We start from the raw sequence: 24648 nt of genomic DNA, 5'->3' as shown, positions 1-24648 counted from the left end.
ATACCAGGAACCCACCCCCTCATGCACTCCGGGAAAGGCAGGGCTTCATCTGGTAGATAGCCAGCATGATGCTCCGCCTCCAGGTCCTCGCCCTCGCCGCCCTCCTGTGCGCGTGCTCCAAGAAGGAAGAGCCGCCCCCCGCCGCTACCCCGGGCGCCACCGCCCCCCAGCCCGCGAACAAGCCCATCCCCGTGGGGCTCGTCATCGACGTGGGCGGCCGTGGCGACCACTCCTTCAACGACGCCGCCCTGCGCGGCCTGGAGCTGTACGCCGCCGGCAAGCGCTACGAGGGGGGCAAGTACGTGGACGCCACCCCCGACGAGGTCCGCAAGTCGCTCCCGCCCTTCCTGGCCTCGATGGCCTCCTCCATCCAGCCCCTGCCGGTGAAGCCGATGGTGCTCCAGAGCAAGGCCCAGGAGGACTACACCCCCAACCTCCAGCTCCTCGTGGACCAGGGCGCCCAGCTCACCGTGGGCAATGGCTACATGCTCGCCAACGCCGTGCGCAGCGCCGCCCAGGAGAACCCCAAGGCGCAGTTCCTGCTCATCGACAGCCAGGTGCTGGACGCGCAGGGCAAGGTGCTGAGGCTCCCCAATGTGCGCACCGTCCTCTTCAAGGAGCAGGAGGGCAGCTTCCTCGTCGGCGCCCTGGCCGGGCTGGTGACGAAGACGAACAAGGTGGGCTTCGTGGGCGGCATCGAGGTGCCCCTCATCCAGCGCTTCGAGGTGGGCTACCGCGCGGGCGTGAAGACGACCAACCCCCAGGCCGCCCAGTCCCTCACGGCCGTCTACACCGGCAGCTTCAACAACATGGCCGCCGGCAAGCAGGTGGCGCAGGACCTCATCTCCAAGGGCGCGGACATCCTCTTCCACGCCGCGGGCGCGGACGGCATCGGCGTCATCCAGGCGGTGCAGGAGGCGCGCGCCGCGGGCAAGAGCGTGTACGCCATCGGCGTGGACTCGGACCAGTCGCACGTGGCGCCGGACGCCATCCTCACGTCGATGATGAAGCACACCGACCTGGCCATCTACCAGGCGGCGAAGGACCTGGTGGAGGGGAAGTTCTCCGCGGGTGAGCAGCTGCTCGGCCTCAAGGAGAACGGCGTGGGCATGGCCGAGGTGCGGCTGGACTTCCCGGGCAAGGCGGAGGCGCTCCAGAAGGTGGAGGCCCTGCGCCAGCGCATCGTCTCCGGGCAGCTCCAGGTGCCCGCCGTGCCGGCCGACCTCGTCACCTTCCAGGCTGCCGCGCCCTGATTTCCCTCCGTCACATCCACAAGGCGTTCGGCACCTGCGTCTCGCTGGCGGACGCGTCGCTCGACATCCGCGCCGGCGAGCTGCTCGCCGTGGTGGGGGAGAACGGCGCGGGCAAGTCCAGCCTGATGAACGTCCTCTACGGCCTCTACCAGCCCGACGTGGGCGAGGTGTCCGTGGGCGGGCAGCCCGTGCGCTTCAAGAGCCCGCGCGACGCGATTGCCCGGGGCATCGGCATGGTGCACCAGCACTTCATGCTCGTGCCCACGCTGACGGTGGCGGAGAACGTGGTGCTCGGCCGCGAGCCCACGCGCCGCGGCCTGTTCGACATGGAGCGCGCGGTCAGCGAGGTGGCCGCCACCTGTGCCCGCTTCGGCTTCAACCTGGAGCCGCGCGCCCGCGTGGACACCCTCACCGTGGGCTCGCAGCAGAAGGTGGAAATCGTCAAGGCGCTCCACCGGGGCGCCCAGGTGCTCGTGCTCGACGAGCCCACCGCCGTCCTCACTCCACAGGAGGCGGACGAGCTGGCCCGGGTCATGCGCGGCCTCGTCGCGCAGGGGCGCACCGTGGTGCTCATCAGCCACAAGCTGAGAGAGGTGCTGGGCGTGGCCGACCGGGTCGCCGTCATGCGCCGGGGCCGGGTGGTGGCCGAGGTGCGCGCCGCGGAGACCACCGTCGAGCAACTGGCCACGCTCATGGTCGGCGAGGGCCACCGGCACCTGGTGGATGCTGGCGAGCACGCCCCGCCGCTCGCGACCGCGCAGCCCCCGGCGACACCGGCGGGCGAGGTGCTCCTGGAAGCGCGAGGGCTCCAGGCCGTGGGGGACAACGGCCGCCCGGCGCTGCGTGGCGTGGACCTCACCGTGCGCGCGGGTGAAATCGTCGGCATCGCGGGCGTGGACGGCAACGGGCAGCGAGAGCTGGCCGAGGTCCTCACCGGCCTCCGCCCGCTGACGTCCGGCGGCGGCACCCTGCTCGGAGGTCCGCTCGAGGGCCTCACCCCGGCCCAGGCGCGCGAGCGCGGCGTGGGCCACGTGCCCGAGGACCGGCTGCGCCGCGCGGTGGTGCGGGCACTCACCGTGGAGGAGAACGTGGCCCTGGGCCGGCACACGCGGCCGCCCTTCGCCCGGGGCTCCTGGATTGACTTCGCCGGCCGCCGCGAGCGCACGCGCGCCCTGCTGGAGGCCTACGACGTGCGCCCCTCGGACCCGACGCTGCCCGTGCACGCGCTGTCCGGCGGCAACCAGCAGAAGGTGGTGGTGGCGCGCGAGCTGGATGCGAGGCCCCGCCTGCTCGTGGTGGTACAGCCCACGCGAGGCCTGGACATCGGCGCGGTGGCCCAGGTGCACGCGAAGCTGCGCGAGGCGCGCGCGCAGGGCACCGGCACCGTGCTGGTCTCCCTGGACCTGGAGGAAGTGCTCGCGCTGGCGGACCGCGTCTATGTCTTCTTCGAGGGCCGCGTGACGGGCCACTTCACCCGGCCCGAGTACGACGAGCGGGAGCTGGGACGGCGCATGCTGGGAGCGGAGCCGGGCCATGCATGAGCGCCTGAGACAGGCCCTTCCCTCGGTGCTCTCCGTGCTGCTGGCGCTCGCGGTCTGCTGGGTGCTCATCGCCCTGACGATGACGCCCGGCACCGCAACCGACGCGTACCTACAAATGCTGTGGGGGGGCATCGGCAACTGGCCGGGCTACCTCGACGGAGCCGCCGCCACCGTCCTCACCCGGCCCCTGGGCGAGGCCGCGATGAAGGCCGCGCTGCTCACCCTCACCGGCCTGTCCGTGGCCGTGGCCTTCAAGGTCGGCCTCTTCAACATCGGCGCGCAGGGGCAGATGATTCTCGGCGCGCTCGCAGCCGCGGTGGTGGGCGCCCACGTGGCCCTGCCCGCCGTGCTGCATATTCCCGCGGCGCTGCTCGCCGCGGCACTCGCGGGGGCCGCCTGGGCGGGCCTCGCCGCGCTCCTCAAGCTGTACCGGGGCGTGCACGAGGTCATCTCCACCATCATGCTCAACTGGGTGGCGCTGCGCCTGGTGGACAACTGGCTCGTCATCGGCCCGCTGCGTGGCGTGGCCGAGGCCGGCCAGTCCATCACCGGCACCGCCGAAATCCAGGCCACCGCCACCCTGCCCCGGCTGCTGGGAGAGCTCTCCCGCCTCAACCTGGGCTTCCCCCTGGCGCTGCTGCTGGCGGTGGCGGTGTGGGCCTGGCTGGAGCGCACGCGCTCCGGCTTCGAGACGCGCGCGGTGGGCCTGGGCGCCGAGGCCGCGCGCACCGCCGGAGTGCCGGTGGCGCGGCGCACCGGCCTGGCCATGGCGCTGGCCGGCTCCATGGCCGGGCTCGCGGGCGCGGTGCTGGTGCTGGGCACCGAGGGGCGCTACCCCGGCTCGCTGGGCGCGCCCTACGGCTTCGACGGCATCGCCATCGCCCTCATCGGCAACAACCACCCGCTGGGCGCCACGCTGGCTGCCCTCTTCTTCGGCGTGCTGCGCGCGGGCGGCACGCGCATGCAGCTGCTGGACGTGCACAAGAGCTTCCCCGAGCTCATCCAGGGCCTCGCGCTGCTCTTCGTCGCCGGCCGCATGGTGTGGCTCGCCATGCTGCGCCGCCGCCAGCCCGCGGCGCCGGCCGCCGCCCCCGCGGTGGTGGAGGTGCCCCGTGCTTGAAGTCGTGCACTCGCTCCTCTTCTCCACCCTGGACGCGATGCCCGCGCTCGTCTTCGCCGCCCTGGGCGCGGTGCTCTCCGAGCGCGCCGGCGTGGTGTCCGTGGGCGTGGAGGGCATGATGCGCGTGGGGGCCTTCTGCGCGGCGGTGGCGGCGCTCGTCATGCCCACGCCCCTGGCCGTCGTGGCCGGCATGCTCGCCGGCGCGGCGCTGGCCGCGGTGCACGGCTTCCTGAGCATCCGCTGGCGCTCGGACCAGGTGGTGTCCGGCATCGCCCTCAACCTGGTGGCCCTGGCCGGCGGCACCTTCCTGCTGGAGTCCCACTTCGGCCCCAACGGCACGCCGCCCATCCAGCAGCTGTCGCGCTGGGACTTGCCCGGGCTCGCGTCGGTGCCCGTGCTGGGCGCGCTGGGCAACCACTCCGCGCCCACGTACCTCGCGCTGCTGCTGCCCTTCGCCCTCCACTTCCTGCTGACGCGCACGCCCCTGGGCCTGCGGCTGCGCGCCGTGGGCGACAAGCCCCACGCGGTGGGCACCCTGGGCCTGAGCGTCGCGGGCCTGCGCTGGGGCGCGGTGCTGGGAGGCGGGCTGCTGGCGGGCCTGGGCGGCGCCGTGCTGTCCACGTCCGTGCTGAACCGCTTCGAGCAGCACACCCCCGCGGGCCTGGGCTTCATGGCCCTGGCCGCCATGGTGTTCGGCCGGTGGACGCCCGTGGGCGCCTTCCTCGCCGCCCTCTTTTTCGCATTTGGTGATGCGCTGAGAATCGGCCTCGCCTCCAGCGTCCCCGGGCTGGTGGACGTCGTACCTCAGGGCATGTTGCAGGCACTCCCCTACGTGCTCACCCTCACCCTCCTCACCCTCCAGGGGCAGCGCAGCAATGCCCCCGCCGCCCTCGGCGTGCCCTATGAGCAGGAGTCGCGCTGAGGCTCGCACCAAGGCCCGGGTCTTTCCATACCCGGGTCATTAATGATTCCTGGTCATGAGTGACCCCTGGCCGTCCGCTGAGCAACACGGCGGGTGGGGGTCCCGTACCGGAGCCGACAGCGCAACCCCTTGATGTTACTGGGGCGCAAAAACCGGACTTCCAGCAGACACCGAACAAACCAGTGTCACTGGAGCGGCACGCACCTCGCATGGTGACTGCTGCGTATCGAACCGCGTACCGGACTGGAAGCAGGCTCCGGGGGGGAAGTCGCATCCAGTCCGGTATGCGGTTCGTAGGTACTGCTGGAAACACCCGGGTGAAGCTGGCCCGGTCACCATTGTGGTGGGGTGGCGTGATGCTGGAGACGACGGGAATGACCGCAACGTACCGGCCTCGGGTGCTGGCTGTGGACGTCGGGTCGAGCGACATGGAGCGGCTGTGCTCCATCCTCGCACCAGCCGGCTATGACGTGCTGCCCACCAGCGGGAAAGCCGCCGCCGCCACGGCGTCACGGCAGTCCGCGGACCTGGTGCTCCTGGACGTGGAGCGGCCCGGCACGGACGGGCTCGCGACCTACCGGCGGCTCCTGGCGGAGCTGGGCGGCCCGGCGCTGCCCGTGCTCATGCTCACCCCCAGCGCGGACCGGCAGACGCGCCGCGAGGTCCTGGAGGCGGGCGTTGACGACCTGCTCATCACCGAGCCGTTGGATCCACTGGAGCTGAAGGTCAGGGTGCACACCTTGCTTGAGCTGAAGGCCCACCGCGAGGCGGGGGGCATGCGCGCCGAGGCGATGCTCGACCCGCGCAAGCGCTGGGTGGAGATGGAGCGGCTGGCGCGCCTGGGCACGCTGGCGGCGGACGTGGCGCAGAACCTGGGCCGAGTGGGCGAGGGGCTGCAACAGGCCCTGGCGCACGTGCAGTCGCGGGCCATGCAGGGCCTGCCGCCGGAAGTCTCGGAGCTGAAGAAGCTGGGCGTGGCGGGCGAGCAGATGCGGCTGCACGGCCAGCATCTCCTGTCGCTGGGCCCCACCAGCCCCAAGGACATCCAGCGCTTCGACCTGCGCGAGGTGGTGCCCGTCGTGGTGGAGCGGATGCGCGCCGCCGGCCGCCTGGGCTCCGCCGAGGTGAAGGTGCTGCTGCCGAGAGATCCGATTGCGGTGGTCTTCAACCGGCGCCAGCTGGAGCAGGTGCTGGTGGAGCTGCTGGCCAACGCGGCGGACGCGGTGGAGGACGTGAAGGACCGTCCGCGCCGCATCCACGTGGGCGTGGAGCTGCCGGACATCTTCGGCGAGTTCGGCCCCTGCATGTTCGTCAAGGACACCGGCATCGGCATCTTCGAGGACGAGGTGGGGGCCGTGTTCGAGCCCTACTACACGACGAAGGCGCCCGAGAAGGGCGCCGGCCTGGGCCTCACCGTGGCGCGCGCCCTGGTGGAGGCCATGGGCGGCAAGCTGACGGTGGTGAGCCGCGTCAACCTGGGCAGCACCTTCACGGTGGAGCTGCCCGAGCAGACGTCCTCCTGGTAGTCGCCGCTCACGGCGCGCCTGCCGCTAGAAGCGGTAGGCGACGCCGAAGAGTGCCTCCAGGGTGAACTCCGTCGCGTCGAAGTCCGGGATGAGGGAGGGCCCCAGCCGGACGTTGAAGGTGACGTCGAGGCTGCGGTCCACGAAGTACTCCAGCCCACCTCCCACGAGGATGGGGAACACCGGGCCGACGCTGTTCCCGAAGTAGACGTGGAAGGGGAGGTCCAGCCCCAGGTTCACCATGACGGCGCTGCCGGCGGGGATGCCAATCACGAAGCCCACGGGCAGCGCCAGGCCCACGTCCGTGTCGTCCCGCCCGCCGGTGTCCTCGAAGTAGAAGAAGGGGCCCGGCTGGAAGGTGACTGCCAGCGACACGTTGGACGTCTGCGCCAGCATCAGCCGCATCCACGCCTGGAACTTCACGCCGGGGTCCGTGTAGCGGACCCATCCCTCGCGGCCCCAGTTGAAGGTGAACTTGCCGCCGATGTCGAAGCGCTCCGAGCCTCCGTGGAGCAGGCCGAGCGTGAGGCCGGGCCAGCCAATCTGCCCCGAGAAGGCGGTGTTGCCCCGCCCCAGCGTGTCGGCGGCGAGGATGGACCAGCCCTGGCCCCGCTGCGCCAGCGCGGTGCCGGGAAGGGACAGGAAGCAGGCGAGGAGGACTCCGGGGATGAGACGCTTCACGCGGTACCTTTCTGCGGGGGCCGCGCGGGGGCACGGCCAGTGGCTGCGGTGGTGTGCCTCAAGACTCAGGTGGGCTGCCCTCGCTCACGCGCGAGCGCCAGGAAGTCGTCGATGAAGCGAGCCAGCCGACCCTCCGCGCGCTCGCGGGCCTGGGCCAGCGGCTCGCCGGCGGAGAGCGATTCCTTCAGCTCGAAGTAGTACTTGATTTTGGGCTCGGTGCCGGACGGGCGCAGGGTGACGCGGCCGCCGCTCTCCAGTTCGAGGGCGAGCACGTTGGACGGCGGCAGCCCCGCCCCGCCCTGCTTGTAGTCGCGCACGGCGCGCACCGCGTCCGCGCCGATGCGCGAGGGCGGCGACGCGCGGAAGGCGTCCATGATGGCGCGGATGAGCTGGGCGCCCGCGGCGCCGGGCAGCGTGACGTTGCGCTGGGCGCCCACGTACATGCCGTGGCGGCGCTGGATTTCCTCCAGGTAGCCGAGCACCGTGGTGCCGCGCGACTCGCACCACGCCGCGAGGTCCGCCATGACGAGCGCCGCGCCGACGCCGTCCTTGTCGCGCGTCACCGTGCCCACGGTGTAGCCGAGCGCTTCCTCGTAGCCGAAGATGAACTGCGTGCCCTCGGTGCGCTCGCGCTCCAGCGCGCGGTTGGCAATCCACTTGAAGCCGGTGAGCACCTCGTCATAGGCGGCGCCCAGCGCGCGGGTGATGTCGCCCAGCTGCGTGGAGGAGACGATGGTGCTGACGACGTGCGGGCGCGCGCGCTTCGTGCCCTGGGTGAGGACGTAGTGGCCCAGCAGCACGCCCACCTCGTCGCCGGTGAGCATGCGCAGGCTCCCATCCGCGGCGCGCGCCATGACGGCGAGCCGGTCCGCGTCCGGGTCATTGGCCAGCACCAGGTCCGCGCGCACGCGCTCGGCGGTGGCGCGGGACAGGTCCATGGCGCCGGGCTCCTCCGGGTTGGGGAAGCGCACGGTGGGGAAGCGGCCGTCCGGCATCTGCTGCTCGGACACGGCGGTGAAGCGCGGGAAGCCCGCGTCGCGCAGGGCGCGCTCCGCCCACACGCCGCCCACGCCGTGCATGGCGGTGTAGACGATGGACAGCGAGTCCGAGCCGCGCTTGTGCACGCGCAGCCCGAGGATGCCGCGCAGGTACGCCTCCCCCACCGAGTCCTCCAGGTCCTTCCAGAGGCCCTTCGCGCGCGCGTCCGCCGGAGCCAGCAGGGGCACGCGGTTGGCGGGCTCCACCCGGGCGATGGCGGCGGCGATGCCCGTGTCATGCGGGGGAATGATTTGAGCGCCGTTGCCCCAGTAGACCTTGTAGCCGTTGTACTCGGGCGGGTTGTGGCTGGCCGTCACCATGATGGCCGCGGCGGCGTTGAGGTGCAGGGCGGCGAACGCGGCCAGCGGCGTGGGCACCGGGTGAGGGAAGACATGCGCGGGAATGCCCTCCGCGGCCAGCACCGCGGCGGTGTCCTCGGCCAGCTCGGTGCTCAGGCGGCGGGCGTCGCGGCCCACGACGACGCCGCGCGTGGCGGCGTCCGGCACCTGGTCCTTGAGGTAGCGCGCCAGGCCCGCGGTGGTGCGGCGCACCACGGCGCGGTTCATCCGGTTGGGGCCCGCGCCCAGCACGCCGCGCAGGCCGGCGGTGCCGAACTCCAAATCTCCGGCGAAGCGGTCGGCCAGCTCGGTCCAGTGGCCCCGGGCCAGCAGCTCCGCCAGCTCCGCCGCGGTGGACGTGTCGGGGTCCGCCTGCCGCCAGGCCTCCGCACGCTCTCTCAATCCGGTGGTGTCCATGAGCCTCGGAGCCTCGTCTAGCCGTAGGGGACGCGCGGAGCACGTGGCTCGCGCGCCGGTTGTTCAGGTGTAGTCGGTAAGCTTCTTGCGGGTGGCACGGCCCTTGGGGCCGTCCTTGGCACCCTGGCACGTGACGCAGTACTCCGCATACGGCATCGCGCGAAGCCGGCCCAGGGGCAGCTCGTCGCCGCACTCCTCACACTCGCCATAGGCGTCCGGGTCGTCGCGCAGCTTGCCCAGGGCCTTCATCACCCGGGCCAGCACGCCGTCCATGTTCCGGTTCCGGTTGGAGGCGATGGCCTGCATCATCTCGTTGAGGGGCTGCTCGTCCTCGTCGCCGCCGATGCGCGCGTCATCGGTGCGGTTGGGCTCGATTCTCGACGGCGTCTTCTCCGTCAGCTCGGAGTGGAGCGCCAGGAGCAGCTGCTTGAATTCCTCTCGCTGTTTCGCGTTCACGTCGCCGCCGGGTGTCAGTACTTCGCGGTGGAGGTCTGCCCGCTGACGATGGCCACGGACGCGGACGCGCCCAGGCGGTTGGCGCCCGCGCGCAGCATCTTCATCGCGTCCTCCATGGAGCGGATGCCTCCGGAGGCCTTCACGCCCACGTCCTCGCCCACCACGCGGCGCATCAGCGCCACGTCCTCGGCGGTGGCGCCGCCCGGGCCGAAGCCGGTGGACGTCTTCACGAAGGCGGCCCCCGCGGCCTTTGACAGGGCGCAGGCCAGCACCTTCTCCTCGTCCGTGAGCAGGGCCGTCTCCAGAATCACCTTCACCGGCAGCGGGCGGCTGGCGTCCACGACCGCGGCGATGTCCTGGTGCACCAGCGCATAGTCGCGCGACTTGAGCGCGCCCACGTTGAGCACCATGTCGATTTCCCGCGCCCCGGCGCGGATGGCCTCGCGGGCCTCGAAGGCCTTGGCGGACGGCAGCGACGCGCCCAGCGGGAAGCCCACCACGGCAATCGGCACGGTGGAGGCGCCGGCCAGCACGCGCGCGGCGGTGGCCACATGGGTGCTGTTCACGCACACCGTGGCGAAGCCGTGCGTGCGGGCCTCCTCGGCCAGCTTCACCACGTCCTCGGCGCGGGCCTCGGGCTTGAGCAGCGTGTGGTCGATGTAGGGCGCCAGGTCCGCCGGGGAGCGGATGGACTCCATGTCGACGCGGCCCGTGGCTGGCGGCATGTGGGGGGTGGGCTCCTGCGTCGAGGACTCCTTCCAGGCGTTCATCCGGCGGCGGGCCTGGTCGGCAATCTCCTCGACGAGCTTGATGACGTCCTGGGAGTCGGACATGCCGCGCCCCTTAGCCCACTTCCCGTCCCTCGGGAAGCGCTCGCACGGGGAGCACGCATCCGCTGCCCATCCAGGTGCCGAGGAGAGGAGCGGAGCGGTAGAGTCCGCTGCGTGACGTCTCCTGCCCGGCTGCTCAGCCTCCTGGTCCTCCTGCTCGCCTCGCTCCCGGGCGTGGCCGCGCCTCTGCCCGCCCCCGCCGGCAAGTCACTCACGGTGTATTTCTTCGACGTGGGCCAGGGGGATGCCGCCCTCATCGTTTCGCCCACGGGCAAGACGGTGCTCATCGACGGCGGCCCGCCCGAGGCCCGCGAGCACCTGACCCGCCGGCTGAAGGAATTGGTGAAGGAGCCGCTGGACCTGGTCATCCTCACGCACCCCCACCTGGACCACCTGGGAGGGCTGACGCAGGCCTTGCGCGCGGTGGGGGCGAAGCGCTTCATGGACCCGGGCTTCGACCACGCGAGCGACGCCTACAGGGACTTGCTGAGCTACGTGGGTGGAGCGGTGGGCCAGGTGATGACTCCGGAGCCCAGCGCGCAGGCGCCCCACACGCTGCTGACCATCGGCCTGGGCGAGGGCACCTCGCTCACCGTGCTCTGGCCCCGCGTGCCGCAGGAGCCCTTCCTGGACAACACGCGCTCGGACCCCAACTCGAACTCCATCGTCGCCAAGCTGACGTACGGGAAGACGGCGTTCCTCTTCACCGGCGACGCCGAGCCGGACACGGAGGCCGCCCTCCTCCGGAAGCCCATCGACTTCTCCTCCACGGTGCTCAAGGTCGCCCACCACGGCGGGCGCCACTCCTCCACGGCCGCCTTCCTCGCGGAGGTGAAGCCGAAGGCCGCCGTCATCTCCTGCGGTGCCGGCAACGACTACGGGCACCCCACGGCGGAGGCCCTGGAGCGCCTGGACGCCTCGGGCGCCCGCGTCTTCCGCACCGACGTGGACGGAGAGGTGGTGGCGGTGAGCGACGGCACCTCCGTCACCCTGCGCGCCAGGAAGGGCCGCGCCGCGCCCCTGGTGGTGCCAGGCACGGTGAAGCCCGGCCCCGTGGCGCTCGGCCCGATTCTTCCCGGTACGCAGCACGTCCGGAGCGGCACGCGGGCGAAGGAGCCCGAGCCCGCCTCCCGCGCCGGGAGCGCCACCACGCGGGGCCCCTCCGAGACGCCCTCGCCCTCCCGGGCCGCCGCGGAGGAGGGGCGCTTCATCAGCCTGAAGGGCAGCAAGGTGTTCCACAGCGAGGACTGCCGCACGTTGAAGCGCTCCAAGTCCGAGCGCACCGTCTATCCGAGCCGCGCCGCCGCCCTGAGCGAGCGCCGCCCCGCCGAGGACTGCCACCCATGAGCCCGCGCCTCTTCTCCCTCCTCGGGGTGCTGCTGGCCACGGCGGCCTGCCAGGAGCCGCCGCCACCGCCCCCTCCGACACCCGTCCCGGTCCGCGCCACCGAGCCCCGCCGCTACTTCGGCGGGGCCCCGGACGGGAAGCTGCACGTCTACTTCTTCGACGTGGGCCACGGGGACGCCGCGCTCATCGTGTCCCCCGAGGGCCACACGGTGCTGGTGGACTCCGGCCCCGCCAGCGCGGCGGACCACCTGGTCAACCGGCTGCCGGAGCTGCTCACGCAGCGGCTGGACCTGGTCGTCCTCACGCACCCGCATGCGGACCACCACGGGGGCCTGGAGGCGGTGGAGCGGCGCGTGGGCGTGAAGCAGTTGCTGGAGCCGCAGCTGGGCGCGGCTCCTCCTGAATACGACGCGCTGCTCACCACCCTGGGCAGCCAGGGCGTGGAGTTCCGCTCGCCCGCCCCGGACCCGTCCACGCCCAATGCGCCGCTGCGCCTGCAGCTGGGCACGGGCGTGGAGCTGAACGTGCTGTGGCCCCGCCCGCCCAATGGCATGATCGACGTACCGGAGGCCCCGCTGGAGGCCAACTCCATCGTCCTGCGGCTCACCTACGGCGACACGGCGCTGCTCTTCGCGGGGGACGCGCACGCCCGGACGGAGGCGCAGCTGCTCGCGCGCGGCACGGCGATGAAGGCCACGCTGCTCAAGGTGGCGGCGCACGGCGCGGACGGGCCGTCCACCGAGGCGTTCCTGCGAGTCGTGGAGCCTCGCGCCGCCGTCATCTCCACGGCCCCGGGCAACACGCGCGACGCCCCGGCGGCCGCCACGCTGAAGCGGCTGGAAGGCCTGGGCGTCCAGGTGTTCCGCACGGACGTGGCCGGCGAGGTGCAGGTGGTGAGCGACGGGAAGAAGCTCGTCGTCACCCCGCAGCGCCTGCCCGAGGGCGTGCCGGAGGACACGCGCTACACCTTCCCCGGCCTGAGCACGGCCTCCGCCCCGGTGGCGAAGGCCGGGGACGCGAAGGCGGAGCCCGCGCGAGCCACCCAGAGCCCGCGTGGCACGACGGGCCCGAAGCAGTACGGACAGGTGGTGGACATCGACGACCTGCCCTCCGCGGCCGCGCCGCCGCCGCGCGTGAGCACCGGCACCCGTCCGCCGCGAGGGAGCGTCGAGCCGCGCGGAATGTCCTCGGGGACCTACGTGGCCAGCAGCAAGGGCGAGGTCTTCCACGTGCCGTCGTGCCGGAACGCGATGAAGATAAAGCCGGCCAACAGGCTCGTCTTCAAGTCCCGCGAGGAAGCCAGCCGGGACAACCGGCGGCCGGCCCGGGACTGCAACCCCTGAGAGGAGCCACCCCGTGACTCGCGCCACACTGGACCGCATCGAGGACGACGTCGCCGTGCTCGTCGTGGAGGGCCGCCAGGTGACACGCCCGCTGAGCGCCCTGCCCGAAGGCGTGCGCGAGGGCGACGTGCTGGACCTGGACACGCTCCAGGTGGACCGCGAGGCCACCGAGGCCCTGCGCGCCGAGGTGCGCGAGGCCCGCACGCGGGCGAAGCAGGGGAAGAAGCCGCCTCCGTCCGGCGACTTCGACCTCTAGCTCGCGGCGGGACGGGCGCGGGGCAGCAGCACCCAAAGCAGCACCGCGCTCACCGCGGCCAGCAGGCCCGCGAAGAGGAAGGCCGGCGCGCTGCCCCACCGCGTCCACACCGCGCCGAACAGCAGGCCCGCGGCCAGCGAGGCCCCGCCGGTGAGCCCGTTGTAGAGGCCGAAGGCCCGCCCGCGCACGGCGGACGGCACCAGCGACGTGAGCAGCGACTTCTCCGCCCCCTCCGCCAGCGCGTGGTACAGCCCGTAGAAGGCCATGACGGCCAGCGTGCCGGGAACGCCGCGCACCTGCGACAGGGCCACGTAGCTGAGCGCGTACAGCCCCCACCCCGCCAGCACCACGCGCGAGGAGCCCAGCCGGTCCGCCAGCCAGCCCGCGGGGTACGAGACGGCCGCCTTCACCAGGTGCAGCAGCAGCCACGCCAGGGGCAGCAGCGCCGGGGGCGCGCCCTCCTCGGTGAGCTTGAGCAAGAGGAAGGCGTCCGTGGAGTTGGCCACGCCGAAGAGCACCACCGGCACCAGGTAGTACGCGAGCCGCCGGGGCACCGGCACCAACGCCGCGCCCTTCCCGTCCTCCAGCGGCGGGCGCGCGGGCTCGGGCACCACGGCGATGCACAGCAGCGCGAGGAAGCCCGGCACCGCCGCCGCGAGAAACACCTGCTCCGCGCGCAGCCCCCACGCCACCAGCACCATGGCCACCAGCGCGCCCAACGCCGCGCCCGCGTGGTCCATGCTCCGGTGGAAACCGAACGCGCGCCCTCGCGCGCCCTCCGGCACCGAGTGGGCGATGATGGCGTCACGCGGGCTGCTGCGCACGCCCTTGCCCACCCTGTCGAGCGAGCGGATGAGCAGCGGCTGCCAGGCGAGCGTGACGAAGGCCATCATCGGCCGCGCCAGCGAGGACACGCCGTAGCCCAGCAGCACCAGCGGCTTGAGCCGGCGCGCCCGGTCCGCCCACACGCCGGAGCGGTACTTGAGGAGCGCGGACACCAGGTCCGACATTCCCTCCATGGCGCCCAGCAGCAGCGGCGCCGCGGGGAAGCGCGCCGCGAGGAACGCGGGCAGCAGCGGGAAGATCATCTCGCTGCTCACGTCCGTGAGCAGCGACACCAGCCCCAGCAGCACCACCGCGCGGGGCAGGCGGCCCCCGGCGGCGTGTGCGGCGCCCGTCTCCTGGGTGCTCACGGCCGCGCGGGGCTACAGCGTCCCGGAGAGGACGAGCGGAATCTCGAGGTCCACGTCTTCGCCGGCGAAGGCGGAGAACACCATCCCCTTCGCGCGGTCCCGGATGCACGTGCCCACGGTGGAGCGGTTCAGGTCCTTCTTGTCGAGCGAGGCGGCCTTCACCTTGCCGGAGCTGCCCACCGTGGCGGTGAGCGTCACCTTGCCGACGCGGAAGGACGGATTCTTCCGCAGCTCGTTCTCCACGCAGGAGCGGAACGCGTCCTGCGCCTTGTCCACCACGCGCTCCACTTCCTCGTCCGAGGGGCCACCCACCTCTTCGGAGTCCGCCGCGGCGACGTCCGCGTCCTCGCGCACGTCGGGGCCCACGTCCTTCTTGTCCGCGTCCGCGTAGACGGCCTGCAGTTGCTCCGCGGACGGGGGCGGTGCAATCCCCGTCGGCGCGCCGGCGCCCGCGGGAGCCGCCCCGGTGGGAGCGGGAGCGGACTCCGGCGGCGCGGCGGGACGCTTCTCCGCCGGAGGCGCGACGGGCTTCGGCGCCGGGGCCGGCGGCTGGCGGCCCATCAGCTTGTCGCGCAGCGCGCCCACGCCCTTGCTGGAGAAGACGGTCTGCTCCACCGGGTTGCCCTCGGCGTCCACCGTCTTCACCCGCAGGGGCACCACGCCCAGCGTCTCCGACAGGACGTAGGCGCCGCCCAGCGGGATGACGAGAAGCAGCAGCACCGCCACGGCGTACTTCCACGCCGGGTTGCGCCGCGTCACGCCCGACTTCGCCGCGAAGTGGCGGGTGTCCTCGACGGGCTGACGCTCGTCGCCGTCCCCACCGCCCAGCGCGGCCAGCGGGTCCTCGTGCTGGCCCTGGCCGTCGTCCTCGTCACCGTGGCCCCGGTTGCCGGGCAGGTCCAGGTCGGAGAACAGCTCGTCGTTGTTGAGGGGCGCGCTGGCGGCCGGCGCGGCGCCCTGGCCCCGGCGGCCCTGGGCCTGCTGCTGCTGGCGCGGGTCCGGCTCCTCGAAGAAGGTCCGCTCGGGCTCGTCCTGCTCCGGATCCCACGCCTGCTGCTGGGGCTCGTCGGGGGCGTAGGGCTGCTCCGGCTCGGGCTCCGGCAGGAAGGGCTGCGGCTCGGGCTCACGCCGCGCCGAGGCCCCTCGCGCGGAGCGGGCCGGCGCGGGCGGCGGCTCGGCCACCGGAGGAGGAGGCGGCGGGGGCGGCTCGGGCGCGGGCGGCGGCGCGAACAGGCCCGCCAGCTCGGGGATGTCCGAGCCGCGCTTCCAGTCCGCCATCCCCTGTTGCCAGAAGAAGCTGCGGCCGCTGACGGCGCCGGTGGCCATCCACTCGCGGAGGGCGCCCTCGTCGAGCGGGCCCTCCTGCTTGTTGCGCACCATGACGAACCATGGAGAGCCCGTCGGCTTCAGGGGCGCTGCACGGGTGGGCTCGTCATCCCAGGGTGTCTGGAGGGCCGCGGCGGGCGCCCGGGACACGGGCGAGGCCGCCACCGGGGGCGCCGAGACGGCAGCCGCCGCCGGCTCCACCAGGGAGCGCTCCTGGGCGCGGATGCGCTCCACGTCCGCGAGAGACACCACGCGGGTGCTCTCCTCTTCGGCGGGTCCTTCGACGGTGATGACGTTCTGGCAGTTCTTGCAACGGACCTTGACCGTCTTGCCGCGGACCTTTTCGTCCGCAATGGAATACCGCTTCTGGCAATTGTCGCAGGTGAAGTTCAAGGGGAGCGTCCGGCTTCCGGGGGAAAACGCGGGGTGGATGCTACTGCTAGAATTCTCCTACGCAAACCACAGGTTGACTCCTTCCAACAGCCCAACTATTGAGCCGCCCTCTCTTCTGTCTCCACTGGGCTTTCCAAAGGTGGCGAATGCCGGCGAAGGATCTTGGAACGAAGCACGTCTGCTACAAGTGCCAGACGAAGTTCTACGACATGAAGAAGCCGGACCCGCTCTGCCCCAAGTGTGGGGCAGATCAGCGGGAGAGCCCGGCTCTCAAGCCTCAGCCCGAGGGACGCCGTGGCCGCCTGGCTGCTGCCCCCAAGGTCATTGAGCCGATCGAGCCCGAGGAGCCAGCCGCCGCAGGAGAAGATGAAGAAGAAGAGCTCGAGACGTTTGAGGACGAAGAAGCCGCCGCCGAGCCCGAAGAAGAAGACATCTAGTCCGAGGCACCCGGGGGCTCCACGGCACATGCCGGGAGCCCCTTCGCCTTCCAGGACACTGCTGTCGTGATTCCGTGAAGAGGGGCGCTGCCCGCGACGGGCGCGCCCCGGATTGCGCGTGGACCTCAGGTGCCCGAGACGGGCGCCAGCTCCAGCAGCGCCCGGCGGATCTGCTCGTACAGGCCGGGCCCCATCTCCTGCATGCCCGCCGGTCGTGAGGTCGCCTTTCGGGGCGACTCCACCGTGCTCAGGTCGCTCGTCAAAGTCGTCCGCTTCTTCGCCTGGTGCATGACTGGGCCCCCTCTTCTGGTACGGCACTCTTATAGCAATTTTTCGGCCAGAGTGAAACCGGAATCCAAAATTCTGCGTCTCACTCACTTATACGTCGAGCGCCGAAAATATTTCCTCGGGCGCTGCAGATACCTCTACGTCCAGAGGGAACGCACCGGGTTGTTGCCTCCGGAGCCACCGTTGTTGCCCCCGGCGCTACTTCAATTGCGCCGCTTCCCACTCCAGCTCCACCTGGACTGTCTCGCCGGCCTTCACATTCACGGTGCGTGCCAGCTCCGGCAGGCGCTCGTGCCAGAAGGCCACGGTGTGAGTCCCTTCGGGAACCTCCAGGCGGAAGCGGCCATCGGCGCCGCTGGTGGCGAAGTAGCCGTGGTCGAAGGTCCGGACCAGGGAGCGCATCCAGGGGTGGACGTCACAGCGGATGGGGACGGCGGCGGGCTCGGCGGGCAATTGCCGGCGCACCGTCATCCCCTCCAGGGGCATGGCCACGTTGAAGAAGGCGCGGTTGGCACCGTACGCGGCGCGCACGTTGTGGACCAGCGGGTCCGAGTTGCGCAGCACCAGCACGCCGCCGGCCTTCGCGGCCATGACAGGCGGGTCATAGATGCAGCGCTTCTGGTCCAGCACGGGCTCGGGCAGCGGCTGCCGGGGCGCGGGGAGCTTCGCGCCCTCATTCACGGACACCACGACGTGGGCAAGCGCGCCCTCCGCGCCGACGACGAGCGAGCGCTCCTCGGCCTGCTCGCCACACACGGACACGACGGTGCCGGTGGTGGGAGAACGGGCCGGGGGCGGCGGGGTGCCCTTGAAGCGCAGGCGGCCCTCGAGGGTGCCCCACCCCGTGGCCACGGGTGCCGGCTTCGCGGCGACAGGTGCCGGAATTCCGGAAGAAGGCGCCAGAGCGGCGGCGGGTGGAGGGGGCGCGGCGTCGCGACAGGCGGGCGCGAGCGCGAGGAGGAGCGGACAGAGCAGGAGGGGGCGGGACACGCGCCCCGGTCTAACGAGAGCGTGAAGCTTATTCAAATGGCGTATGCCTGCCCGGGCCTCAAGGGATGACTCATGGGCCATTTGAGCGTTGGACCCCCATCACCCTTGTTGGTACAAGAGCGCGGCCGTACACGGTGCGGCCCTGTGGGAGGCAGCAACTTTGCGGGAGAAATTGAAAGCGCTGGCGGAGCTGCAGAACGTGGACCTCGAGGTCGCTTCGCTCCGAAAGGCCGCGGACGTTCACCCCCGTCAGATTAGCGAGTTGGAGCGGGAGCTGGGCGTCGCTCGTAGCGCCATCGAGGCAGAGCGAGCACGGCTCACCGACATGGAGCGCCAGAAGACGCAGCTCGAGCAGAACATCACGGACGAGAAGGACAAGGTGAAGAAGTGGGAGGCGCGGCTCAGCGAGCAGCGCTCCACCCGCGAGTACTCCGCCCTGGCCCGTGAAATCGACATCGCCAAGAAGGCGAACCTGACCATGGCCGAGGAGCTGGCGGAGCTGACGAAGCAGCTCGGCGCCGCCCGCGAGGCCATCAAGGCCAAGGAAGCCGACTTCACCGCGAAGCAGCAGGGCCTCTCCGGTCGCATGACGGAGCTCAAGGGCAAGCTGGGCGAGGCGGAGTCGCAGGTGCAGGCGCTCGAGGGTCGCCGCTCGGGCGTGGCCTCGGGCGTGGACGCCAACCTGCTCCGGCGCTACGAGTCGATTCGCAAGAAGAAGCTGCCCGCGCTGGTGGGCGTGGTGGCCGGCACCTGCATGGGCTGCAACATGAACGTGCCGCCGCAGCTCTACAACCAGCTGCGCACCTCGCTGGGCACGGACATCTGCCCCTCCTGCAACCGCATCATCTATGCGGTGGAAGCCCTTCAGGAAACGCCCGCGGCGAAGTAGCCCGTCTCCTTCGCCGTCATGCCCGCGCCGTCCATCGTCGACATCCTCCTCCACATCGCGCGTGAGGAGCCGCTGTCGTCGACGGTGCGCGCCTTTCGCGGCCTCACGCGCGAGCACCTCGGGAAGCTCATCGAGGAGGCGGCCGGTCGCCTGGGCGGCGATCCGGTGTCCCTCCCGGCGCCGCCCTCCGAGGCCTCCGTCGGGTCCGCTCCCGCCACGCCGAAGGCCACCGCCGTGGGGGAGCTTCTCCCCTCTTCCGGGGCCACCGCCCGCCTCCGCGTCTATTCGGACGGCGCCGCCCGGGGAAACCCCGGCCCGGCGGGCGCGGGCGCGGTGCTGATGGACCTGGACGGCAACGTGGTGGCCCGGCTGGGGAAGTTCCTCGGACACCAGACGAACAACCAGGCCGAGTACAAAGGCCTGCTGCTGGGCCTGAAGCACGCGAAGGCCCTGGGCGCGCGCGAGGTGGAGGTCTTCGCCGACAGCGAGCTGCTCATCCGCCAGCTCGGCGGCCGCTACCAGGTGAAGAGCCCCCTGCTGAAGCCCCTCTTCGACGAGGCCCGGCTGCTGCTCGGCGCCTTCTCCAAGGTGAAGCTCGTCCACGTCCCCCGCGCGAAGAACGCCGAGGCGGATGAGATGAGCAACCGGGCCATCGACGAGCGGCTGTGAGTGCCCGCTCCGCCTGACGGAGCAGCCCACCCGCCGGGTAGCGTGCGGAGCCCACGGACCCGAGCCAGGAAGTCGGCTTGCGAAAGTGGATTCCGCTCTACAATGAAAAGTACGACGGGCGTTCGTCCCCATGGCAAAGCGCGATTACGGACAGTTCTGCGGCCTGGTGCGCGCCCTCGAAATCGTGGGGGAGCGCTGGGCCCTGGTCATCGTTCGCGACCTGCTCGTCAGCCCCCGGCGCTTCACGGACCTGCGGCAGGGGCTGCCGCGAATCCCGTCCAACATCCTCTCCGCCCGCCTCAAGGAGCTTGAAGAGGCGGGCATCGTCCAGCGCCGCCTCCTGCCGCGCCCCGTGGGCTCGGTGGTGTACGAGCTCACCGCCTACGGCCACGAGTTGGAGGACGTCGTCCTGCGCCTCGGCCGCTGGGGGGCGAAGTCGCTCACGGAGCCCGGCCCGGAGGACATCGTCACCGTGGACTCGCTCATCATGGCCATGCGCTCGACGTTCCGCCCCGAGGGCGCGCACGGCCTCGACGTGGGCTACGAGCTGCGCGTGGGCGAGGCCGTCCTCCACATGCGCATCGACGGCGGCGTCCTGAAGGTGGCCCAGGGCCCGCTGCCCGGTGCGGACCTCGTCATCGAGACGGGGCCCGCAATCAAGGCGCTGATGACGGGGGAGCTCAGCCCCGCCGACGCGATTGCCAGCGGGAGTGTGAAGCTCAAGGGCAAGGGGGGCGCGAAGCTGCTGGCGCGGTTCGCGGAGACGTTCCGCATTTAACCGGTGCGCGGGCCGGGCCCCTCCCTGCTCCCCTGCCCGCTCCGGACGCCTTCAACGCCGTGGAGTGGACCCGCGCCGCCCGCCTGTTGTAAGGGCACGGTGCCGGAGTGGTCCGGGTGAACGCCGGCCATCGCAGTCCTGGGTGGCGGGAGGAAAGTCCGGGCTCCGTAGGGCAGGGTGCTGGCTAACGGCCAGTCGAGGCGACTCGCAGGAAAGTGCCACAGAAAACAGACCGCCCGTTCCGCAAGGGGCGGGTAAGGGTGAAACGGTGCGGTAAGAGCGCACCGCGTCCGGGGTGACTCGGACGGCACGGTAAACCCCACCTGGAGCAAGAGCCAATAGGAGCGCGTCCCTCGCTGTCTGGGGGGACAGGGATGGCCCGTCCCAGGCGTTCGGGTTGCTCGCTGATGAGGTCCCTGGGCAACCAGGGCCCTAGATGAATGTTCACTGCCCACCTCGAAAGGGGTGGTGACAGAACCCGGCTTACAGGGCCACTCCGGCGTTTTTCTCCCTGTAGCGTCAAGCCCGGCGGCGGCCTTCAGCGCGCCACGGGCACCTGGCCCAGCAGGATGCGGTCCTTCCCGTCGTTGCGCACCGCCTCCGGGTTGGTGAGCCGCAGGCGCGAGTCCGTGCGCGGCTCCCACAGGCCCAGCCAGAGGTTGAGCGCGCGCGGCGAGGCGCTGGCCGGCAGGTAGACGTTGAACTCGTCCTTCACCGTCTCTCCGGCCTTCCACTGCGACGTCGGGTACAGGCCACCGGCGGGCTTGTGGTCCACGTTCATCCGCTCCATGCGCCCCTCGACGTCCTCCACGTGGACGAAGACCATGTAGTCGTCCTCGATGGGCTGGAGCACCTTGAAGTAGAGCGTCACCTTCGCCTGCTCTCCCGGGGTGAGCCGGCCGGGCTGGACGGTGGCGCCCACCAGCTCCACCTTGCCACCCAGGTTGGCGCCGTTGCGCAGGGAGAGAGGGGGCACCTGGGTGACGGTGGCCGCGCGCCGCTCCTGCGGGCTGGCTCCACCGGGAGCCTCGACGATGCAGGCGGTGCCCAGCAGGAGGACCGATGGAAGCACGACAGAGGAGAGCTTGAGGCGCATGGCAGGGCGTTTCTACCCGGCCACGGGCGCTGCATCCACTTGCGTGTTGGTGTATGCGGAGCCCCGCATATGAAGACGCCCAACGCCCTCGACGCCCTGGCCGCGCAGGTGCCGCCCGCTCCCTCCCCCGCTCCTACGCCACCGGGAGGGGGGACGACGCAGCCGGACACCGGTGTGCCCCCGACGGACGGGTTCCCCATCGGGGATGTCGTCGGCATTGGCGCCACGGGACTCTTCGTCCTGCTGATGGTGCTGGCCGCGCGGAAGCTGTTCTTCCGCAAGCGCGCGCCCGAGCCGACGAAGAAGCCCGGCGTCACCGTCCCCCCGGAGAAGGAGAAGCCCGCCCTGCCGGCGGAGCGGCCCCAGCTGCGAATCGAGCTGCCGCCCTCCGAGGCTGAGGCCGCCCGGCTCCGCGAGGCCGACGAGGCCCACGGCCGCGTCGAGGCCCTGGCCCGCCAGCGCGAGGAGGCCGCCCGCGCCGCCCGCTCCACCCGGGACTCCGCCGAGCGAGCCCGGCTGGAGGCGGAGGTCCGCACCCTCAAGGAGCGCGAGGAGGAAGAGAAGCGCGTCGAGTACCGCGCGAAGAAGGCCGCCGACGACGAGGCCCGCGAGCGGCGCAAGCGCGAGCAGGCCGAGGCGCAGCGAATCGTGGAGGAGCAGCGCGCCCGCGAGGCGGTGGCCGTCGAGGAGGCCCGCCGCGCCGAGGAGGCCGCCGCCCGTGCGAAGGTGGAGGCCGAGGGCGGCCGCACGCTGGCGCAGGGCCTGGACAAGACGAAGAGCCAGGGCTTCATGGCCCGGCTCAACGGGCTGTTCGGCCAGCAGCGACAGGTGGACGAGTCCGTGCTGGCGGAGCTGGAGGAAATCCTCTTCACCGCGGACATCGGCGTGCGCACGGCCAACCACCTGGTGGAGGTGGCGCGCGAGAAGCTCAAGCGCAACGAGCTGAAGGACCCGGAGAAGATCAAGTCCATCATCCGCGACGAGGTGGCCCGCATCGTCGACCTGCCGGTGCCGCGCTCGCTGGAGGGCGGTGGCCCTCCGCACGTCGTCATGGTGGTGGGCGTCAACGGCGCCGGGAAGACGACAACCATCGGCAAGCTGGCCGCGCAGCTCACGGGCCAGGGCAAGAAGGTGGTGCTCGCCGCGGGAGACACCTTCCGCGCCGCCGCCACCGAGCAGCTCGACGTGTGGGCGGACCGCGCGAAGGCCGAGCTGGTGAAGGGCGTGGAGGGTGGAGACCCGGGCTCCGTCATCTTCGACGCGGTGAAGAAGGCGCGCGAGGAAGGCGCGGACGTCGTCATCGCCGACACGGCGGGCCGGCTCCACACCAAGGCGCCGCTCATGGAGGAGCTGAAGAAGGTCCAGCGCGTCATGGACAAGGCCCTTCCCGGCGCGCCGCACGAGGTGCTGCTGGTGCTGGACTCCACCAACGGCCAGAACGCGATTCAGCAGGCCAAGCAGTTCCACGAGGCAGTGGGCATCACCGCGATTGCCCTGACGAAGCTGGATGGCACCGCGAAGGGCGGCGTCATCATCGGCATCTGCGACGAGCTGAAGCTGCCCGTCGTCTGGGTGGGCGTGGGCGAGAAGATCGCCGACCTGCGCCGCTTCGAGCCGCGCGAGTTCGTCCAGGCCCTCTTCGACTGAGGGGCCCGACGGCCCGGACTCACTGTCCCAGCAGGCCCGGAATCAGCTCCTCCAGGAGCTTCATCGACTCCGGGTCCAGCTGCAGCTGCATGTCCTTCAAGTCTCCCAGGTCGCCCAGCCCCTGGGCGCCCAGCATCGACGCCAGGTCGGCGGCCCCCAGGTCCTGGTCGCCGCGCGCCTCCTCCCACCAGCGCACGCGCAAGCCCTCCAGCCGCTTCGCATGCGCGGGGCTCGCCTTCGCCAGCTCGCGGGTGAAGCACTCCTTGCACGTCCACTTGAAGCGGTACGTGTCCACGTACGAGCGCAGCGCCTGGACGAAGGCGACGTCGCCCACGAGCTGCCGCGAGGCATGGTGCAGCAGCGGCGCCTTGCCGTAGACGAGCGCGCCGTACTCGAACTCGTCCGCGAAGTCGCCCGTGGGCCGGTCCGCGCGGCCGTCCTTCCCGCCGGACATCCGGTACAGGTGGTACGACGACACCAGCGCCTCCTTGCGCAGCGTGTCCGCCGCCCCCTTGCCGTGCCGCCACTCGACGTAGAGCAGCGCGGCGTACTGGGCCAGCGACTCGTCGACGATGGGCGCGTTGATGGGGTCCGAGCCCACGAGGCTGGCGAAGTACTGGTGCGCCACCTCGTGCGCCACGGTGAACTCCAGCGTGCGCTCCAGCACCTCGCCCAGGTGCGCCAGGGTGGAGTTGCTGCTCCCCTGCCCCATGGCCCCCAGCAGCGCCTGTATCTCCTCCAGCCCCTTCAAGCCGGCCAGCGCCTCGGACGGGTCCGCCGAGCCGCGGTACAGCGACGTGGCCACCGTGATGAGCCCGGGGAACTCCATGCCGCCCGCGCCGCCGGACAGGGGCGCCTCCACCACGCGGAAGTGCGTGTAGGGCAGCGGCCCCAGGCGCCGCTCGAACTCCTGCAGGGCCCAGGTGGCGTACTTCAGCACGCGCTCTCCCGCGGCCTTGTCCCGCGCCACGTAGTGGCTCTCCACGGTGACGCCGCCCACCGTGGCCGTGGAGTGCTCGTAGCCCTTCGACACGAGGATGGGGAAGTCCCGCACCGCGCCCGCCGCGAAGGCGAAGCGCACGCGGCCATTGCGCTCGGGCACCTCGCCCATGGGCGCTCCGGTGGCGTGCACCGTCCAGCCCGAGGGCACCGTGACGGTGGCCAGCACGTGCGCCGGCTCGTACAGCGCCAGGTCGCCAACGCCCTGCGGCCCGGCCCAGGGCTGGCCGGCGGCATCCAGCGGCGGCACCTGAGGCACCACGCCCACCAGGCTGACGAAGTCCTCCGTGGCCGAGAAGGCCCCATGGTCCCCGCCGCCTCGGCGGTCGCCGCCGCCCAGCAGGCCCGCGAGCATCCCTCCGCCGCCGCTCTCCACCTTCGGCACGGTGGCCTTCACCGCCACGTCCACCACCGCCGCGGCGCCCGGGGGCACGGGCTCCTCCAGCGACACGCGGTACAGCGTGGGCTCCGGCTGCTCCAGCTTGATGGGCCGGCCACCGAGCTTCGCGTCCGACAGCGTCACCCGGCGCCCCAACAGGTTTGGCGTCAGCCGCAGGTACAGCTCCGTGAGGGGCCTGCCCCGGGCCAGCACCTCCACCTGCACCCGCCCCGTCACCTCGCGCGAGGCCGGGTCCACGTCCAGCTGCACCCGGTAGCGCGGCAGCTCGGCCAGGGGCCCCAGCGCCTTCGCCGCCCGCTCGCGCTCGGAGGGCTTCAGGTGCTGGAGGCACAGCTGCACCTCGGGCGAGGCCGCCGGGGGCGGGGGTGCCGCGGGAGGGCCGCTCCAGGCGGGGGCGCTGGAGAGCACGGACCACAGCAGACACCCACGCAGGAAGGTCCTCATGCGGCCATGCTAATTGACCGGCTCCACCACTGCT

23 protein-coding genes and 1 other RNA gene are annotated in these 24648 nt (G+C 71.8%); 14 read left to right on the top strand and 10 right to left on the bottom strand.

Annotated features, from left to right (window positions below):
• Nucleotides 1–65 precede the first annotated feature (65 nt).
• From G4D85_RS09125 to G4D85_RS09105, 5 genes are all read left to right on the top strand, one after another.
• The gene (locus tag G4D85_RS09125; RefSeq protein WP_164010085.1) at nucleotides 66–1253 is read left to right on the top strand and encodes a BMP family lipoprotein; all 1188 of its coding nucleotides are present in this window, start codon (nucleotides 66–68) and stop codon (nucleotides 1251–1253) included.
• A 65-nt stretch (nucleotides 1254–1318) separates the two neighbouring features.
• Nucleotides 1319–2794, top strand: a complete 1476-nt coding sequence (locus tag G4D85_RS09120) for an ABC transporter ATP-binding protein (RefSeq protein ID WP_240359185.1) — start codon at nucleotides 1319–1321, stop codon at nucleotides 2792–2794.
• Nucleotides 2787–3914 carry an ABC transporter permease gene (locus tag G4D85_RS09115; RefSeq protein ID WP_164010083.1) on the top strand — a complete coding sequence of 376 codons (1128 nt, stop codon included), beginning with the start codon at nucleotides 2787–2789 and terminating at the stop codon, nucleotides 3912–3914. Before G4D85_RS09120 ends, G4D85_RS09115 begins: the two co-directional genes overlap by 8 nt.
• Entirely contained in the window at nucleotides 3907–4836 is a 930-nt protein-coding gene (locus tag G4D85_RS09110; protein ID WP_164010081.1) for an ABC transporter permease, read from the top strand. The genes G4D85_RS09115 and G4D85_RS09110 overlap by 8 nt, the downstream gene beginning before the upstream one ends.
• 374 nt (nucleotides 4837–5210) lie before the next feature.
• A complete protein-coding gene (locus tag G4D85_RS09105; RefSeq protein WP_240359157.1) occupies nucleotides 5211–6362 on the top strand; it encodes a sensor histidine kinase in 1152 nt (383 codons plus the stop codon).
• A 24-nt stretch (nucleotides 6363–6386) separates the two neighbouring features.
• Here the strand turns inward: G4D85_RS09105 and G4D85_RS09100 are convergent, their stop codons facing one another.
• The 4 genes from G4D85_RS09100 to deoC all read right to left on the bottom strand — a co-directional run bounded on the left by G4D85_RS09100 (nucleotide 6387) and on the right by deoC (nucleotide 10122).
• A complete protein-coding gene (locus G4D85_RS09100; protein WP_205525479.1) occupies nucleotides 6387–7040 on the bottom strand; it encodes a hypothetical protein in 654 nt (217 codons plus the stop codon).
• 65 nt (nucleotides 7041–7105) lie between these two features.
• Complete coding sequence (locus G4D85_RS09095; protein WP_164010079.1) at nucleotides 7106–8833, bottom strand: phospho-sugar mutase; 1728 nt, start codon at nucleotides 8831–8833, stop codon at nucleotides 7106–7108.
• A gap of 63 nt (nucleotides 8834–8896) precedes the next feature.
• A complete protein-coding gene (locus tag G4D85_RS09090) occupies nucleotides 8897–9289 on the bottom strand; it encodes a TraR/DksA family transcriptional regulator (RefSeq protein ID WP_164010077.1) in 393 nt (130 codons plus the stop codon).
• A 14-nt stretch (nucleotides 9290–9303) separates the two neighbouring features.
• Nucleotides 9304–10122 carry a deoxyribose-phosphate aldolase gene (deoC, locus tag G4D85_RS09085; protein WP_164010075.1) on the bottom strand — a complete coding sequence of 273 codons (819 nt, stop codon included), beginning with the start codon at nucleotides 10120–10122 and terminating at the stop codon, nucleotides 9304–9306.
• A 111-nt stretch (nucleotides 10123–10233) separates the two neighbouring features.
• Between deoC and G4D85_RS09080 the strand changes: the two genes are divergently transcribed.
• The 3 genes from G4D85_RS09080 to G4D85_RS09070 are packed head-to-tail and all read left to right on the top strand — an operon-like array spanning nucleotide 10234 to nucleotide 13065.
• On the top strand, nucleotides 10234–11466 hold the full coding sequence (locus G4D85_RS09080; protein ID WP_164010073.1) for a ComEC/Rec2 family competence protein: 1233 nt from the start codon (nucleotides 10234–10236) through the stop codon (nucleotides 11464–11466).
• Nucleotides 11463–12809, top strand: a complete 1347-nt coding sequence (locus G4D85_RS09075) for a ComEC/Rec2 family competence protein (RefSeq protein WP_164010071.1) — start codon at nucleotides 11463–11465, stop codon at nucleotides 12807–12809. The genes G4D85_RS09080 and G4D85_RS09075 overlap by 4 nt, the downstream gene beginning before the upstream one ends.
• Nucleotides 12810–12822: 13 nt before the next feature.
• On the top strand, nucleotides 12823–13065 hold the full coding sequence (locus G4D85_RS09070; protein ID WP_164010069.1) for a DUF3006 domain-containing protein: 243 nt from the start codon (nucleotides 12823–12825) through the stop codon (nucleotides 13063–13065).
• On the opposite strand, the gene G4D85_RS09065 is transcribed toward G4D85_RS09070, so the two are convergent.
• Both G4D85_RS09065 and G4D85_RS09060 read right to left on the bottom strand, forming a co-directional pair.
• Complete coding sequence (locus G4D85_RS09065; protein ID WP_205525478.1) at nucleotides 13062–14258, bottom strand: MFS transporter; 1197 nt, start codon at nucleotides 14256–14258, stop codon at nucleotides 13062–13064. The two genes, G4D85_RS09070 and G4D85_RS09065, sit on opposite strands and share 4 nt — an antisense overlap.
• 12 nt (nucleotides 14259–14270) lie before the next feature.
• Nucleotides 14271–15977, bottom strand: a complete 1707-nt coding sequence (locus G4D85_RS09060) for an AgmX/PglI C-terminal domain-containing protein (protein ID WP_164010067.1) — start codon at nucleotides 15975–15977, stop codon at nucleotides 14271–14273.
• A 146-nt stretch (nucleotides 15978–16123) separates the two neighbouring features.
• Between G4D85_RS09060 and G4D85_RS09055 the strand changes: the two genes are divergently transcribed.
• Entirely contained in the window at nucleotides 16124–16414 is a 291-nt protein-coding gene (locus G4D85_RS09055; protein ID WP_164010065.1) for an FYDLN acid domain-containing protein, read from the top strand.
• 125 nt (nucleotides 16415–16539) lie between these two features.
• Here G4D85_RS09055 and G4D85_RS48825 read toward each other — a convergent pair whose 3' ends face one another.
• Together G4D85_RS48825 and G4D85_RS09050 are read right to left on the bottom strand one after the other, a co-directional pair.
• Nucleotides 16540–16704 (bottom strand): hypothetical protein, encoded by a 165-nt coding sequence (locus tag G4D85_RS48825; protein ID WP_205525477.1) that lies wholly within the window; start codon nucleotides 16702–16704, stop codon nucleotides 16540–16542.
• 196 nt (nucleotides 16705–16900) lie between these two features.
• Nucleotides 16901–17554 (bottom strand): cupredoxin domain-containing protein, encoded by a 654-nt coding sequence (locus G4D85_RS09050; protein ID WP_240359156.1) that lies wholly within the window; start codon nucleotides 17552–17554, stop codon nucleotides 16901–16903.
• Nucleotides 17555–17852: 298 nt separating this feature from the next.
• On the opposite strand from G4D85_RS09050, the gene G4D85_RS09045 reads away from it, so the two are divergent.
• The 4 genes from G4D85_RS09045 (at nucleotide 17853) to rnpB (ending at nucleotide 20530) form a co-directional block, all read left to right on the top strand.
• Complete coding sequence (locus G4D85_RS09045; protein WP_164010061.1) at nucleotides 17853–18581, top strand: zinc ribbon domain-containing protein; 729 nt, start codon at nucleotides 17853–17855, stop codon at nucleotides 18579–18581.
• An 18-nt stretch (nucleotides 18582–18599) separates the two neighbouring features.
• Entirely contained in the window at nucleotides 18600–19250 is a 651-nt protein-coding gene (locus G4D85_RS09040; RefSeq protein ID WP_164010059.1) for a ribonuclease HI family protein, read from the top strand.
• Between the two features lie 130 nt (nucleotides 19251–19380).
• A complete protein-coding gene (locus tag G4D85_RS09035) occupies nucleotides 19381–20028 on the top strand; it encodes a winged helix-turn-helix transcriptional regulator (protein WP_164010057.1) in 648 nt (215 codons plus the stop codon).
• A gap of 104 nt (nucleotides 20029–20132) precedes the next feature.
• Nucleotides 20133–20530: RNase P RNA component class A (rnpB, locus tag G4D85_RS09030), an RNA gene on the top strand.
• Nucleotides 20531–20566: 36 nt separating this feature from the next.
• On the opposite strand, the gene G4D85_RS09025 is transcribed toward rnpB, so the two are convergent.
• Nucleotides 20567–21124 carry a hypothetical protein gene (locus G4D85_RS09025; protein WP_164010055.1) on the bottom strand — a complete coding sequence of 186 codons (558 nt, stop codon included), beginning with the start codon at nucleotides 21122–21124 and terminating at the stop codon, nucleotides 20567–20569.
• Between the two features lie 69 nt (nucleotides 21125–21193).
• On the opposite strand from G4D85_RS09025, the gene ftsY reads away from it, so the two are divergent.
• On the top strand, nucleotides 21194–22771 hold the full coding sequence (gene ftsY, locus G4D85_RS09020) for a signal recognition particle-docking protein FtsY (protein ID WP_164010053.1): 1578 nt from the start codon (nucleotides 21194–21196) through the stop codon (nucleotides 22769–22771).
• A gap of 19 nt (nucleotides 22772–22790) precedes the next feature.
• On the opposite strand, the gene G4D85_RS09015 is transcribed toward ftsY, so the two are convergent.
• Nucleotides 22791–24614 carry a M1 family aminopeptidase gene (locus G4D85_RS09015; RefSeq protein WP_164010051.1) on the bottom strand — a complete coding sequence of 608 codons (1824 nt, stop codon included), beginning with the start codon at nucleotides 24612–24614 and terminating at the stop codon, nucleotides 22791–22793.
• Nucleotides 24615–24648 lie beyond the last annotated feature (34 nt).

The sequence above is a fragment of the Pyxidicoccus trucidator genome (assembly GCF_010894435.1).
GTDB lineage: Bacteria > Myxococcota > Myxococcia > Myxococcales > Myxococcaceae > Myxococcus > Myxococcus trucidator.
This window is presented reverse-complemented; position numbering and strand designations above follow the sequence as displayed.